The sequence below is a fragment of the Chitinophaga niabensis genome (assembly GCF_039545795.1).
In the GTDB taxonomy this organism is placed as follows: Bacteria; Bacteroidota; Bacteroidia; order Chitinophagales; family Chitinophagaceae; genus Chitinophaga; species Chitinophaga niabensis_B.
In genome coordinates, this window is sequence record NZ_CP154260.1 from 6,548,450 (window position 1) to 6,562,688 (window position 14,239).

Below are 14,239 nucleotides of genomic sequence, written 5' to 3' on the forward strand. Positions count from 1 at the left end.
TCAATTTTCAAATTTATCTTTGCGCGACTATGGCAACAGATCAGAACAAGTTCCAGGCGATCATTTCGCATTGTAAAGAATACGGTTTTATTTTTCAGTCCAGTGAAATATACGATGGATTGAGTGCAGTATATGATTATGGCCAGTATGGTGCGGAACTCAAGAAGAACGTACGGGATTATTGGTGGAAGAGCATGACGCAAATGCACGAAAATATTGTGGGGATCGATTCTGCGATCTTCATGCACCCCACTATCTGGAAAGCCTCCGGCCACGTGGATAATTTCAGCGATCCTATGATCGATAACAAGGATAGCAAAAAACGTTATCGTGTAGATCACCTTATAGAAGGATATGCAGATACCCTGCCCGAAGCAGAAAAAACAGCACTGATCCAGCAAATGGAAGATCTGCTGAAAGGAAACGATTACCCCGGTTTGAAAAAACTGATAGAAGATAATAAGATCAAATGTGCTGTAAGCGGCACCGTTAACTGGACGGACGTAAGGGAATTCAACCTGATGTTCTCCACGCAAATGGGGAGTGTTGCGGAAGATGCCAATGAGATCTACCTGCGCCCCGAAACAGCACAGGGTATTTTTGTGAACTTCCTCAACGTGCAGAAAACCGGCCGGATGAAAATTCCTTTTGGTATTGCGCAGGTAGGTAAGGCTTTCCGTAATGAGATCGTAGCCCGTCAGTTCGTATTCCGCATGCGCGAATTCGAACAAATGGAAATGCAGTTCTTTATTCGCCCTGGCACTGAAGATGAATGGTATGCTTACTGGAAAGAAGAACGCATGAAATGGCACAAGAGCCTGGGCCTTGATCCTGCAAGACTGCAATACCACGATCACGCAAAACTGGCATTCTATGCCAAAGCAGCCGTGGATATTGAATACGATTTCCCGATCGGGTTTAAAGAAGTGGAAGGTATCCACTCCCGCACAGACCACGACCTGAAACAACATCAGCAGTACTCTGGTAAGAAGATGCAATACTTCGATACAGAGATCAACCAGAATTACATTCCTTATGTAATTGAAACTTCTATCGGGTTAGACCGTTGCTGCCTGATGGTATTAAGTGAAGCATATGAAGAGCAGGACCTCGGCACGCCGGAGAAACCAGATAGCCGTGTGGTATTGAAGTTCCCCGCTAAGCTGGCACCTATCAAACTGGCTGTATTCCCACTTACGAAGAAAGATGGTTTACCAGAGCTGGCCAAGGAATTAATGGCAGACTGCAAAAAGAGTTTCTATTGCTATTACGAAGAAAAGGATAGCATCGGAAAACGTTACCGCCGCCAGGATGCGATCGGTACACCTTTCTGTGTAACCATTGATCATCAAACGAAAGAAGATGGCACAGTCACTGTCCGCTACAGAGACAGTATGGAACAGGAAAGGATACCGCTTACCAGCGTAAAAGAAATGGTAATGAAAAAGATCCTCGAATAAATTTCAAAAGGCCGGATAATCATCCGGCCTTTTTTTATATTTTAGGGGGAGACAAACTTAAGACCCTATTAAATGAACCTTAGACTCCTTTTAGCTTTAACAGCTGTTTTCAGCTGCGGACAACCTCAACCCGTTAATAACTATCCTTATCAGTATGTGGAAACCAAACAGGAAGAAAATAATGAAATGCTCTTATTCGCTTACAACGATTCTATCAATCCAGCCACTTTGCAGCAATTCTGTAAAGAGAAAAAGGATAGTTTCAAAAGCGGCTTTTTCCATTTCATTGTGATCTTTGATAAAAAGGAAAACGCGGTTTTCCCCAAAAATCCTTTAACCGCCATGTATGGCATGGATAAAGATGCACTGATGCACATCAGGGCCATCTATACTTTCAACAAACTGAACGGGTATAGTAAACTAACCATGTATGAAAAGAATGCTTACGAGAGTGCACCGGTGGTAACAGATATTCACTAGCCATATAACTCAAGATGGATATCATGCCGGTCGTACCCCATGGCTACGATCTTTTGTTTTGCTTCATCGATCATGGCCTTCCATCCGCAGAGGAAAAAATTCGCCGGCCTTTTATCTGCCAGCAATTCTTCATACACCGCATGTACATATCCCTTTCTGCCACTCCAGTCTTCCCTGGATAAAGTGGGGATGTATTGAAAACCCGGCATCTCTGCATGTAACTTCAACATTTCTTCCTTATACAAAAGATCTTTTTCGTAACGGGAGCCTGAAATGAGATAGATGTTGGGATGTGCAATGCCATGATTATGCAAATGATGTGTCATAGAGCGGAAAGGCGCAATGCCCGTTCCTGTGCAGATAAAAAAGAGGTCTTTTTCCAATACTTCCGGTAGGGTGAAAACACCGAGAGGGCCACGCATGGTCAGTTCCGTGCCTTCCTTTACCTGTGTGCAAAGATAAGTGGAACCAGGGCCTCCTTCCAGCAGTACGATCACCAGTTCTATTTCATTCGTCCCGTTAGGATGGGATGCAATGGAATAGCTTCGCCAGCGCTTGTTCATTTTTTCGTGGATCGGCAGGTCGAGGGTTACAAACTGACCAGGTTTAAAATCAAAAGAACTTCTATCGGGAACGCGGATCCAGAACCTTTTTGTATTGTAAGTCTCTTCCACAATCTTTGTTACCACGCCGGTGAACCATTTTTCGGGCATGTATATAGGATTTATGTAAAATGTTCGTTGCTTCCTTATCAGTTCAATCAATTTACATAAAAAACGACAATATATGAAATAAGCCGGCCTGCCTCCCGCAAGGCAAAAAGCCTTATCTTTGCCATCTTCATGAATTTGCAGGGAGTTTTACAGTTGTACGAGCGAGATTCCCGCCTGAAATCACTGGCGGCCGGAGTCCTATTGCCTGGCCCGGGATATTTTCACCTCACAGGTCTTTCCGGTAGCGCGCCTGCTTTTGTAGGTGCTACCATATGGAACAGCGCTGATGTCAACCACCTGTTCATTCTTAACGACAAAGAAGAAGCCGCCTATTTTCATAACGATCTGGAACAGCTCACACAGGCGCTGGACCTTTTCTACTTCCCCGATTCTTTCAAAAAAACAGGCCAGTTCCAGGAATTCAACAGCAGCCATAGTATGCTTCGTACAGAGGCGCTGATGAAACTAACGGGCAACCATGTACATAAAAAGATCCTCGTTACCTACCCGGAAGCACTCTTTGAGAAAGTAGCCGGTAACACAGCCTACAATGCCAACATGATCCATGTGAAGGTTGGCGAAATACTTAAAGTGGATGAGCTCCTGCAAAAACTGGTAGCCTGGGGTTTTGAACATTCCGATTTTGTATACGGCCCTGGCCAGTATGCAGTAAGAGGAGGGATCCTGGATATCTATTCTTTCGGGAATGAAAAACCCTATCGTTTTGAGCTGTTTGGGGAAGAAGTAGATTCCATCCGCCTGTTTGATCCTGAAACCCAGCTCAGTGAAAGAAAACTGAACCAGGTAACGCTGATCGCCAACATGGATACACGCGCAGTTACCCATACCAAAATGGGCCTGCCGGAATTCCTGCCGAAAAATACCGTAGTATGGATCAAAGATCCTGCTTACGTACATGGTGTGATCAACCAGATGGAACAACGTTTGGAGGATTGGTTGCAGACCGGCCAGAAAGTAAAAGTGGGAGAAGAAGAAGAACTGCTGTTAGGGGAAGACGATTTTGTAAAAGGAAATGAGATCATGGAACAGTTGTTAAAACGTTCCTGTATAGTATTCGGCCCTCATTTCAATTTTGAGAAAGTACCTGCCGCTGTGCAGTCAATTGCTTTCAGCACCACAGAACAACCTGTATTCAACCGCCAGTTTGATCTGCTGATCAAAGACCTGGCTAAACATAATGCCGCTAAATCCGCCCTCTTCATCTTTGCAGAAAACCCGCGCCAGCTGGAACGCTTACGCAGCATCTTTGAAGACCTGAAAGCGGATTTCAGTTTCTATCCCATTCCCGCTGCTATCAGCAACGGCTTTATAGATAACGATCTGAAAGTGGTGTGTTATACAGACCATCAGATCTTCCAGCGTTATCACAAATACAAGGTGAAACAGGCTTACAATAAGAACAAAGCCATCACCCTCAAAACACTGCGCGAGTTATCCTCCGGTGATTACGTAACACACATTGATCATGGCGTGGGCGTATACAGCGGATTACAGAAGATAGAAGTGAATGGAAAGATGCAGGAAGCCATCCGCATCATATACAAGAACAACGATCTCTTGTATGTGAACATTAACTCCCTGCACAAGATCAGCAAATACACCGGCAAAGAAGGTGTTTCTCCAAAAGTGAATAAACTCGGCAGCGATGCCTGGGATAAGCTGAAAGAGAAAGCCAAAACGCAGGTAAAAGATATTGCGAAAGACCTCATTAAACTATATGCCGCGCGTAAAGCCCAACAGGGATTTTCGCATACGCCGGATACCTACCTGCAAACAGAACTGGAATCCTCTTTCATATATGAGGATACACCAGATCAAAGCAAAGCCGTATCAGATGTAAAGCGGGATATGGAATCGCCATCGCCGATGGATAGATTAGTGTGTGGAGACGTGGGCTTTGGTAAAACAGAGGTGGCTGTTCGGGCCGCTTTCAAAACAGTAGTGGATGGTAAACAGGCAGCCGTACTGGTACCCACTACTATCCTCGCTTTCCAGCACTACAAAACATTCTCTGAACGGTTAAAAGATTTCCCCTGCACCGTAGATTATATCAACCGTTTTAAATCCGCCAAAGAGAAAAAGGAAACACTGCAAAGACTTGCAGAAGGTAAGATCGATATCATTATCGGTACACATGCCCTGTTAGGAAAAGAAGTGAAGTTCAAAGACCTCGGTGTAATGGTAGTGGATGAAGAACAGAAGTTTGGTGTAACAGCAAAAGAGAAGCTCAAAACGCTCAAAGTAAACGTAGATACACTTACCCTCACTGCAACGCCTATCCCGAGAACATTACAGTTCTCCCTGATGGGCGCCCGTGATCTTTCTGTGATCAATACGCCGCCGCCTAACCGCCAGCCCATTGAAACAGAAGTGCATGTATTTGATAAAGACCTCATCCGCGATGCTATCTATTACGAAACAGAACGCGGCGGCCAGGTATATTTCATTCACAATCGTGTGAACGGCTTGCGTGAAATGGCAGGCCTGATCCAGGAACTGTGTCCCGATCTTTCCATTGCCACTGCCCACGGCCAGATGGAAGGCCATCAACTGGAACAGGTGATCATGGATTTCATCGACCGGAAGTATGATGTACTGGTATGCACTAATATCGTAGAAAGCGGTGTGGACATCTCCAATGCCAACACCATTATCATCAACAGTGCCAATCACTTTGGCTTAAGTGATCTGCATCAGCTGCGTGGCCGTGTGGGAAGAAGTAACAAGAAGGCGTTCTGTTACCTGCTGGCACCTCCTATGAGCACCTTACCATCCGATAGCCGCAAACGCCTGCAAACACTGGAGCAACACAGTGAATTAGGCAGTGGTTTCCAGATAGCCATGCGCGATCTGGACATCAGGGGAGCCGGTAACCTATTAGGCGGAGAACAAAGCGGTTTCATCTCAGAGATCGGATTCGACATGTACACCAAGATCCTCGATGAAGCCATCCGCGAACTAAAGCAAACCGACTTCAAAGACCTCTTCAAGGAACAACTCGAAGAAAAGAAAGATTTCATCAATGACTGTACAATAGATACAGACCTGGAGATACTAATTCCCGATTCATATATAGAAAGTATACAGGAGCGGCTGAACCTTTACCAGGAACTTGATAATATACCAATTGAAAGTAAACTCGTAGAATTCGAAGCAGGTATGGAAGACCGTTTTGGTCCTGTTCCTGCACCTGTAAAAGATCTGTTCACTACTATCCGTTGTCGTTGGGAAGCGATAGCCTTAGGTTTTGAAAAGATGATCCTCAAAGAAGAAAAATTACGTTGTTATTTTATTAATAACCCGGATAGCCCGTATTTCGAATCCCCCACTTTCCAGCATATCCTGTCTTATATACAAACGCGCACCAACAATGCAAAACTGAAGCAGGTAGGGAAGAACTTTATGTTAGTAGTAGACCGGATCAAAACCATGGATGATCTGTACAGCTTCCTCAAAAAAATGAGTGACGCCCGTAACTAACCCGATTGGCATTATCATTGTAACAAATGCGTGAGTTGTACGTTACACGCACATTACCTAACTAAAAACAAAAAGAAAAGTTAAAGCCTGCAAGGGCATATGGAAACACACCAAAACCCTGCATCCTGTACTTGAATTTAAAACTGAAAGCAATGAAAAGATTAACCGTATTATTAATGGGACTCTTTATGACAGCAACATCTTTTGCTCAAACAACGGACAACAAACCCCCGGTAAAGAAAATTGAAGTGACCGGAACAGCCGAGATGGAGATCACACCGGACGAGATCACCATCAACATCACCCTGCGTGAATACTATAAGAATAAAACCAACAAGGTAGGTATCACCACATTGGAAGCGCAGTTACAAAAAGCTGTACAGGATGCCGGTATTAGCAAAGAGAATTTCACCATCGGTAATGTATTTGGTTACAATTATGATCAGTGGTGGAAAAAGAAAAAAACGACAGAAGACTTCCTGGCACGTAAACAATATGTGCTGAAAGTAAACCGCCTGGACAAGATCAATGGTATCCTCGCAGCTGTAGATGAAGAAGGTATTGAAAGTGTGAACATCGCTTCTTTCAACTCCTCCAAGATGGAAGAATACCGCAAGCAGGTAAAAACAAATGCACTGAAAGCAGCGAAAGCAAAAGCGGAATACCTGTTGTCTGCCATCGATGAAAAGATAGGCGGTGTGATAGAGATCCAGGAGTTCAATAACGATCAGTACAGTGATGTTCGTCCTGAAGCTGCAAATATGAGAATGTTTGCGAAGGCAGATGCAGCAGGTGCTGGTGTTCCGGATTCAAACATTGATGTAAAGACCATCAAGATCCGTGCAGAGATCAGAGCCGTATTCGGTATCAAATAAGAGATATAAATTAGTATAAAAGAAAAAGGCTGCCAATCGTCATTGGTAGCCTTTTTCTTGTCTGTCTGAAACATTTCGCCTGCGGCTGAAGACGCATGGCTTTGCGTTGTTCTACTGTCAATTAAACTTGTCTATTCACTTCTATTTTGCTATTTTCTTATAAACTGCGCCCGGCGGAGTTATAAGATTTAGTGCATCAGGTAATAGGTAACAGGGATAAATAGGGAATTATAGGATATGGTAATAAGTTTATTTCATGCGTAATACGTTAACATCAAATTTGCCTTCCGTGATCGTCTTCGACAGCGATATATCCACGTCATTGATCAGTTTACCGGAGAAAGTGCCTTTGGCTTTAGTTTCGGAAATAGATTCCAGCGTGATGGTAGCTATGCCGCCATCGTTCACATCATCTGCAGAATAAGCCTCAGAGAATCCTGATTTATACCAGGCCAGGTAATTATAGGTGCTGTTGGACAAAACATAGGTCCCCGGTTTCAGTTGGGTGTCCGGAAATACTACGTTGATAGTAATACCCTGGTTATCAGCCCCCAGCCCTGAAATGATCAGGTAAGAGTTAACACTGCCGGTATCATAATAGGTAGCGGTAAGTTGTTTATTAATATTTACAAGAACGTCATCTATTTTCACCGAGCAGGTGCCCACAACGACATCTTTATCTTTTTCACATGCGCTCAGTGCAGCAGTAGCCAGTAGGCCCAGCGCCAGTAAGGATTGTTTCAATTTCATAGGATATAAGCGTTACAAAGACAAGTGCAATATAATGCACATATATAGATTAAAAAAATATATTATAGATAAATTTTGTTATTCGAGGACGTTGGTTTGACTATGGAATGCTGGAGATAGGCTTGACATAGGGTTGAGATAGGGTATTGGGATGCTTTGTTTATTGTTACCTATATTGTAACCATTATGTTTTGGGAAGAGAAAATAGACCAGATAGCAAAGAAACACGGCCCCCATGGATTTAAGGATCCATTCACTTCGTGGCCTGATATCCTTAAGAATATGGAAGATAGATTTATCATTAAAACCTATGATTCCAATTGGGAAGATAATATTAAACGAAAAGAGGAGCTGGTTACTATTGAAATAGAAGAACTGGATACACTATTATCATCACTCTCCAATGATGCCAATTACTGGTTAGTAATGATGATGGGAGATTATCCTACAGCAAAACGTCTGATATATGACTGCAACACGGCAGCGCTTAAAGACCTGATCAGCTTGAGTAAGTATAGTTTCTATATTGTAGATAAAAAATACAGCTGGTTAACTTATTTTAAATGTAATGCGGAAAAGATAACGCTGTACAAAAGTGGCATTGCCGGTTCTCCTTTTGATAAATAAAAAAATCCCGGCCGCTTAACGCAACCGGGACTCACTATATTCTCAAAACATTCAATTAAGCATCAATCCTAGCATACTTCGCATGCGATTCAATGAACTCCCTGCGCGGAGGAACCTCATCACCCATCAGCATCGTAAACACGCGATCTGCTTCAAAAGCACTATCGATAGTTACTTGCTTCAGCGTACGAACTTCCGGATTCATGGTAGTATCCCATAATTGCTCAGCGTTCATCTCTCCAAGACCTTTATAACGCTGGATCGTAACACTTTCTTCTTTACCGGCACCTGCAAGTTTAGTCACAGCCGCTTTACGTTGATCATCAGTCCAGGCATAGATATGATCTTTACCTTTCTTCACCTGGTATAAAGGTGGTTGGGCGAGGTATACATATCCTTGTTCCACCATCGCCTTCATGTACCTGAAGATGAAAGTGAGGATCAGGGTAGCAATGTGACTTCCATCCACGTCCGCATCCGTCATGATGATCAGCTTGTGATAACGCAGTTTGCTGAGGTTCAAAGCTTTTTCATCTTCCGGTGTACCAATGGTAACACCCAGCGCGGTGAATATATTCTTGATCTCTTCGTTTTCGTAGATCTTATGTTCCAGTGCTTTCTCTACGTTCAGGATCTTACCACGGAGTGGGAGGATAGCCTGCGTATTCCGGTTACGGCCTTGTTTTGCCGTACCACCTGCCGAGTCCCCTTCCACCAGGTACAGTTCACATTTGGTAGGATCGTTATCAGAGCAGTCTGCCAGTTTACCGGGAAGTCCACTGCCGGTCATTACACTTTTCCTTTGCACCATCTGGCGGGCCTTACGTGCAGCTTCACGAGCCTGGGCAGCTAATACTACCTTATTGATAATGATCTTGGCTTCGCGGGGATGCTCTTCCAGGAAGTGGTCCAGCACATTGGCCACTGCACTGTCCACAATACCCATTACTTCCGAGTTACCCAGTTTGGTTTTGGTCTGACCTTCAAACTGCGGTTCAGGAACTTTTACGCTCACGATACAGCTGAGGCCTTCACGGAAGTCATCGCCTGTTACTTCAACCTTAGACTTTTCGAACATTTTGTTCTTATCGCCATAGGATTTGAAAACACGGGTGATGGCCCTGCGGAAACCAGCAACGTGGGTACCGCCTTCAATGGTATTGATATTATTTACGTAGGAGAAAATGTTCTCGTGGAAAGAGTCGTTATACAACAAAGCCACTTCCACTGCTACGTTAGAGGCAGGATCGTGTGTTTCAATGTAAATGGGCTCCTGAACGATAGCAGTTCTACGGCCATTCTGGTCCAGCAGCTGTACGAACTCGATAATACCACCTTCGCTGTAGAAAACTTCGCTGAAAGAATTGCCGTTTTCATCTTTCTCACGTTCGTCTGTGAGGGTGATGCGGATCTTCCTGTTCAGGAATGCGAGTTCACGCAATCTGCCTGCTAAGGTTTCGCGGTTATAAGTGGTTTCTGTGAAAATGGTAGCGTCCGGTTTGAAATGAACTGTTGTTCCTGTAATTTCACTGTCACCGATCTCACGAACGGAATATTGGGGGATCCCCATTCTGTATTCCTGTTCAAAGATCTTGCCTTCGCGGCGTACGGTAACATGCAAAGGATCACTGAGGGCGTTCACGCAGCTTACACCCACCCCGTGGAGACCACCGGATACCTTGTAAGTATTTTTGTCGAATTTACCTCCCGCGTGCAGAACGGTCATTACAACCTCCAGGGCGGAACGTTTTTCTTTGGCGTGAATGCCGGTAGGGATACCCCGTCCGTCATCAACAACCCGGACGGAATTATCCTCCAGGATCGTTACTTCAATGTTTTTGCAATAACCGGCCAAGGCTTCATCGATTGAGTTATCGACTACTTCATATACAAGGTGGTGTAAACCTTTCACCCCAATATCGCCAATGTACATGGCGGGACGTTTACGTACGGCTTCCAACCCTTCCAATACCTGGATACTCCCCGCATCATAGCCATTGCTGGGGGTAGTTGCTTGCGCTAGTTCTTCACTCATATTATTAGCTGAAAATCTTTTTTAAACAAATCAGTAGACAATCATGCAAATGTAAGCAAAATCGGCCTAATTCCCATGAATAATACGGCATATTTGAAGGAGGTGGATAGTATGTGAATAGCAAAAAATCAATAAGGAGACGTATTATTTTTTCCTCTCATCCATACTGGCGAGTAGAGCCGTTCCAACGGTCTCTTTTACCCCTGTAAAAATGGTCTTCCAAACCAGGTTGAAGAAGGACTTTTGAGGATCTCTCTGAAACCTTGGTTTTACAATTCGCACAGCCTCGCCGGGAGAGGGGTTTTCATTTTTGATGGCCATCAGGTTGGCAAGCAGGCTGGCAAGCCCTTTCCTTTGGTTTCCGTTAGGGTCTTTTTCCTCTTTCAGCATGGAGATCTTTAGATTGGAATACAAGAATTTCAGGGTGCCGCTGGCACTTCTTTCATTCCCCAGGAAATTGAATTCCAGCTCTTTTATCTGGGCAGACCGGATCTCTACCATGCCTAAAGGTTTTGTAACAGGGTTGAATTCCTTCCCGTCCATATTATTTAACTGCCCGGAAACGCTAAAAGCCCCGCTCTTATCGCCAAGGATAAAATCGAAGCTGGCCTTCAGTTTTCCGCTTTTCATCAGGATGGCATGGAGGTCTGCAGTGCAATGTTTATTCTTGGCTACCAGGGAGTCAATATTCGTGATATGCCTGAAAGTACCTCCCGCTCTCAGGAACTGGATCTTGCCGGTTTCGCCGTTTTTAGGGTTCAGTTCTGTATAACTCACATCCACCCCGCTGGCAGCAAGGGTATCTATTTGCAGTGGTAGCTTCAGCTTGGCCAGTAACTGGTTGGGGAATTGACCATATTTATCTCCTGGCGGCATGGGAAGCCCCCTGTTGCGGTATACATTTAATTCCCCGCCGTCGATGCTGCCATTTTGTATATGAAGGCTTTGCCGGAGAAGGTCAAATCTCGACAGCCCTTGTAGGTTGATATTCCTGAAAACCAGCTGGAACATGTCTTTCTGCGTTTTGATCTGTTTGTCGAAATCCGCCCGGTTGTACCGTGGTTTTAGTTCCACTTCTCCCACATCCAGGATCTCATCTGTAGCATGGTAGGTTACCTTCTTCACATGTAACCAGTACAAACTGTCCGGTGTGCGGTGGTCCCATTTTTCCAGGCTCACATCAAAGGTCCGGGCATATAAAAAGCGGGTAGGGTCACTTTGGCTGAGGGAATCTATCTGCAGGCCGCGGATATTTACACCCAGGTCCTCCAGTTTGCTGATCACCTTACTACTATCTTTCCCGATCCGGGTATAGGTCAGTTTGATCTTATCCATGTACACCCTGCCGATGCTGAAATGGCGGATGTTCTTATTCACCACCTGGTCAAAACGGCGTTGATGGGTAGTAGTATCCACACTCCGCTGATCTTCCGTGATAAATAGTTCAGGATTAACAAGAGAGAACGAGCTGGCGTCCACCTCCTTGTTCAGAAAATAGCGCCAGAGCTTCATCCGGCTCACCTGTAACCGCTCCATTTTCACATTGATCAATACTTTTGGGGCCTTTTGCTGTGCCACAAGTCGTTGATAAACAGCGCTATCAGGAATAAGGGCTACATGATGTATAATGAGGCTGCCATTCAGCAGGTTGAGGCCTAGCCGGCCATAGGCAAGTGTATAAAGACTGTCAGATCCTTCCTGCACATACCGCCTCAGCTCTTTGTCCAGAATGCCCTTCCAGTGTACGCTCAGGTACCACGTTACACCTGCCGAGGCAAATATCAGTACAACCGCTACCGTTATGATGATCTTCCAGGTCCTTTTCATTATTATAAGATGTTGCTAAATTTGTACCAATTCCCTTGGTTTGTAACCTGTTTGTCAAACTAATAATATTATAACAACGATTCGTTAGTTTTGTGCTGCAAACGATGAAGGAAGTACACGAGATATTATCACTTGCCATCCCGCAACCGGCTCTGAGCGACCACCTTCAATTGGCGGAAGCTGATACTGTGGCGGTTCCTGACTGCCTGGACTATAACCTCCAGCGGTATGTGTTTGATCGTCCGCTACCTGTAGAGGACGTGGCGATGGTGGTATATCAGCCTGCCAAACGTGGCCAGTCTGCCATGATCGAACTCCGGTATTGTGTTGCCGGCAGTAAGTACTGCAAAAATCCTTCGTGTACAGACCAGCTTTGTTCCGAAGGGAAAAAGAATGATGATTGTAAGGAGAAAATGCCTTCGGTAGACATGATCACCGTTCGTTTTCAACCAGCTTTCATTCAATCCCTGCAAAAAGGAAATACTTCCTTCTCCCTCTTTGAACTGCAATCCAAGAAGCCTTTTGTAAAAACCATTCAGCCCTGCACCAAATCCAAAACGGTATTGGAGCAAATGGTACATCATAACTACGAAGGCATCCTTAAAAATATCTTCTTACAAAGTAAAGCCCTGGAGCTGCTATTATTCAGCTCCGATCAGTTTATCCAGAATGATACGGATGAAAGGTATGGCTGCCGCTTCCTCACACATATGGAAGACCGGGAGAAGATTGAAAAAGCCCGTAGTATTTTATTGGATCAGTTGGATGCACCTATCACTATCCGTGACCTTGCACGCCGTGTAGCCATGAATGAATGTTACCTGAAGAAAGGTTTTAAAGCCATGTTCGGTACCACCATTTATGATTACTTCCAGAAAGAAAGAATGGAAAAAGCGAAAGGGTTACTCTATGAAAAAGGCCTCTCCGTTTCAGAAGTAGCTATCATGATGGGCTATTCCTGCATCTCTCATTTCTCCACTGCCTTCAAAAAACATACTGGTCTCAAGCCCTGTGAGCTTTTGTTGCGCTAACAGTAATTCTAAAGAAAATTTAAAGCTCAGTGTGTAAACCCTTTGTACTGGCGGTTCTACATTCCATAAAGACATTTTTCCCTTTATGATCATTTGTTTTCCCGATTTGGAAAGTGCTTTCGGAGAGATTGTTCTTTCTTTGTATCACGATCAATGAATGTCTATTCACTGTTCCTCATAAGCTTCCTTATCAGATTTGACCTAAGGATCAGCTTGCAGACGATAGTAAAGCCATTATAAAGCGGGGCAGTATCAAACACCACAATGACCTAAAGAATTGCCCTGTGAGTCCGTAAGTTTTTCCTTGTAATTTGCATAAGCCGTTATCTTTCTGATGACGGCTTTTTTTTGCGTAACTTTTCCGGCATGTACTAAAAATGAAAAACCCCGCCCAAAAGAGCAGGGTCTGTCCTATTTATCCCTATACCTATGAAATACTTAATTAATTTCTTTATACGGAGTTTCTTTAATCAACAATAGTGCCAGCATCGTTCAAAAGTACGGTTTTGGCAGTCCCATTATCGTCAATATTTATTTTGTAGTAAGATGCCACATCCGCTCTTTCGATCTTCCATCCTTCTTTAACAACTGCAGAAGGATATTTGTTCTTCAAAGTTCCTAAAACTGGTTCAGGTACATTTCCTGCGGGAAATTCGCTGCGTGTAGCTATCCAGGTTCCTTCGGCATTGTACTCAACAGCAGTTTTCACATTTTCTTTATTCACAGAAGCGATCCAGTTACCGGCAGATGTTTTTGCCCATACTGCATCTGTTGTTCCTGCAAATTGTTCATTTTGCTGAAATGCATCTTTCACGTTTGCGGGAGCCTCTATTTTCTTTGTTGTTGCTGCCTTGGTTTTTTTTGCTGAAGTTTTTTGCTGCGCAAAAGCTAATCCAGAAGTGAGGATAGCAGCGCACATGAATACGGTTACTTTTTTCAT

At 44.2% G+C, this 14,239-nt stretch carries 11 protein-coding genes; 6 read left to right on the top strand and 5 right to left on the bottom strand.

What is annotated here, in order from left to right; genetic code table 11:
- Positions 1–29 precede the first annotated feature (29 nt).
- Both AAHN97_RS26360 and AAHN97_RS26365 read left to right on the top strand, forming a co-directional pair.
- Complete coding sequence (locus tag AAHN97_RS26360; protein WP_343305066.1) at positions 30–1,460, top strand: glycine--tRNA ligase; 1,431 nt, start codon at positions 30–32, stop codon at positions 1,458–1,460.
- A gap of 72 nt (positions 1,461–1,532) precedes the next feature.
- Positions 1,533–1,940 carry a hypothetical protein gene (locus AAHN97_RS26365; RefSeq protein ID WP_343305067.1) on the top strand — a complete coding sequence of 136 codons (408 nt, stop codon included), beginning with the start codon at positions 1,533–1,535 and terminating at the stop codon, positions 1,938–1,940.
- Here the strand turns inward: AAHN97_RS26365 and AAHN97_RS26370 are convergent.
- Positions 1,937–2,653 (bottom strand): ferredoxin--NADP reductase, encoded by a 717-nt coding sequence (locus AAHN97_RS26370; RefSeq protein WP_343305068.1) that lies wholly within the window; start codon positions 2,651–2,653, stop codon positions 1,937–1,939. The genes AAHN97_RS26365 and AAHN97_RS26370 overlap by 4 nt on opposite strands.
- Positions 2,654–2,782: 129 nt before the next feature.
- Between AAHN97_RS26370 and mfd the strand changes: the two genes are divergently transcribed.
- The gene (mfd, locus tag AAHN97_RS26375) at positions 2,783–6,154 is read left to right on the top strand and encodes a transcription-repair coupling factor (RefSeq protein ID WP_343305069.1); all 3,372 of its coding nucleotides are present in this window, start codon (positions 2,783–2,785) and stop codon (positions 6,152–6,154) included.
- A 152-nt stretch (positions 6,155–6,306) separates the two neighbouring features.
- The gene (locus AAHN97_RS26380; protein ID WP_343305070.1) at positions 6,307–7,029 is read left to right on the top strand and encodes an SIMPL domain-containing protein; all 723 of its coding nucleotides are present in this window, start codon (positions 6,307–6,309) and stop codon (positions 7,027–7,029) included.
- Between the two features lie 249 nt (positions 7,030–7,278).
- Here the strand turns inward: AAHN97_RS26380 and AAHN97_RS26385 are convergent, their stop codons facing one another.
- Positions 7,279–7,779: a hypothetical protein gene (locus AAHN97_RS26385; RefSeq protein ID WP_343305071.1), complete on the bottom strand. Its 501-nt coding sequence runs from the start codon at positions 7,777–7,779 to the stop codon at positions 7,279–7,281.
- A gap of 186 nt (positions 7,780–7,965) precedes the next feature.
- Between AAHN97_RS26385 and AAHN97_RS26390 the strand changes: the two genes are divergently transcribed.
- Positions 7,966–8,406, top strand: coding sequence for a DUF6756 family protein (locus tag AAHN97_RS26390; protein ID WP_430516958.1), 441 nt, complete (start codon positions 7,966–7,968; stop codon positions 8,404–8,406).
- Positions 8,407–8,461: 55 nt separating this feature from the next.
- Here the strand turns inward: AAHN97_RS26390 and gyrB are convergent, their stop codons facing one another.
- Together gyrB and AAHN97_RS26400 are read right to left on the bottom strand one after the other, a co-directional pair.
- On the bottom strand, positions 8,462–10,441 hold the full coding sequence (gyrB, locus tag AAHN97_RS26395) for a DNA topoisomerase (ATP-hydrolyzing) subunit B (RefSeq protein ID WP_343305073.1): 1,980 nt from the start codon (positions 10,439–10,441) through the stop codon (positions 8,462–8,464).
- A gap of 144 nt (positions 10,442–10,585) precedes the next feature.
- The gene (locus AAHN97_RS26400; protein ID WP_343305074.1) at positions 10,586–12,268 is read right to left on the bottom strand and encodes a hypothetical protein; all 1,683 of its coding nucleotides are present in this window, start codon (positions 12,266–12,268) and stop codon (positions 10,586–10,588) included.
- A 104-nt stretch (positions 12,269–12,372) separates the two neighbouring features.
- On the opposite strand from AAHN97_RS26400, the gene AAHN97_RS26405 reads away from it, so the two are divergent.
- Positions 12,373–13,299, top strand: coding sequence for a helix-turn-helix domain-containing protein (locus AAHN97_RS26405; RefSeq protein WP_343305075.1), 927 nt, complete (start codon positions 12,373–12,375; stop codon positions 13,297–13,299).
- Between the two features lie 466 nt (positions 13,300–13,765).
- Here AAHN97_RS26405 and AAHN97_RS26410 read toward each other — a convergent pair whose 3' ends face one another.
- Positions 13,766–14,239, bottom strand: a complete 474-nt coding sequence (locus tag AAHN97_RS26410) for a PepSY-like domain-containing protein (protein ID WP_343305076.1) — start codon at positions 14,237–14,239, stop codon at positions 13,766–13,768.

Bases quoted from the DNA above. Each gene is read 5' to 3' on its own strand.
- AAHN97_RS26360 (WP_343305066.1), top strand. From the start codon at position 30: ATGGCAACAGATCAGAACAAGTTCCAGGCGATCATTTCGCATTGTAAA.
- gyrB (WP_343305073.1), bottom strand. From the start codon at position 10,441: ATGAGTGAAGAACTAGCGCAAGCAACTACCCCCAGCAATGGCTATGAT.
- AAHN97_RS26365 (WP_343305067.1), top strand. From the start codon at position 1,533: ATGAACCTTAGACTCCTTTTAGCTTTAACAGCTGTTTTCAGCTGCGGA.
- AAHN97_RS26410 (WP_343305076.1), bottom strand. From the start codon at position 14,239: ATGAAAAAAGTAACCGTATTCATGTGCGCTGCTATCCTCACTTCTGGA.
- AAHN97_RS26370 (WP_343305068.1), bottom strand. From the start codon at position 2,653: ATGCCCGAAAAATGGTTCACCGGCGTGGTAACAAAGATTGTGGAAGAG.
- AAHN97_RS26390 (WP_430516958.1), top strand. From the start codon at position 7,966: ATGTTTTGGGAAGAGAAAATAGACCAGATAGCAAAGAAACACGGCCCC.
- AAHN97_RS26405 (WP_343305075.1), top strand. From the start codon at position 12,373: ATGAAGGAAGTACACGAGATATTATCACTTGCCATCCCGCAACCGGCT.
- AAHN97_RS26380 (WP_343305070.1), top strand. From the start codon at position 6,307: ATGAAAAGATTAACCGTATTATTAATGGGACTCTTTATGACAGCAACA.
- AAHN97_RS26400 (WP_343305074.1), bottom strand. From the start codon at position 12,268: ATGAAAAGGACCTGGAAGATCATCATAACGGTAGCGGTTGTACTGATA.
- AAHN97_RS26385 (WP_343305071.1), bottom strand. From the start codon at position 7,779: ATGAAATTGAAACAATCCTTACTGGCGCTGGGCCTACTGGCTACTGCT.
- mfd (WP_343305069.1), top strand. From the start codon at position 2,783: ATGAATTTGCAGGGAGTTTTACAGTTGTACGAGCGAGATTCCCGCCTG.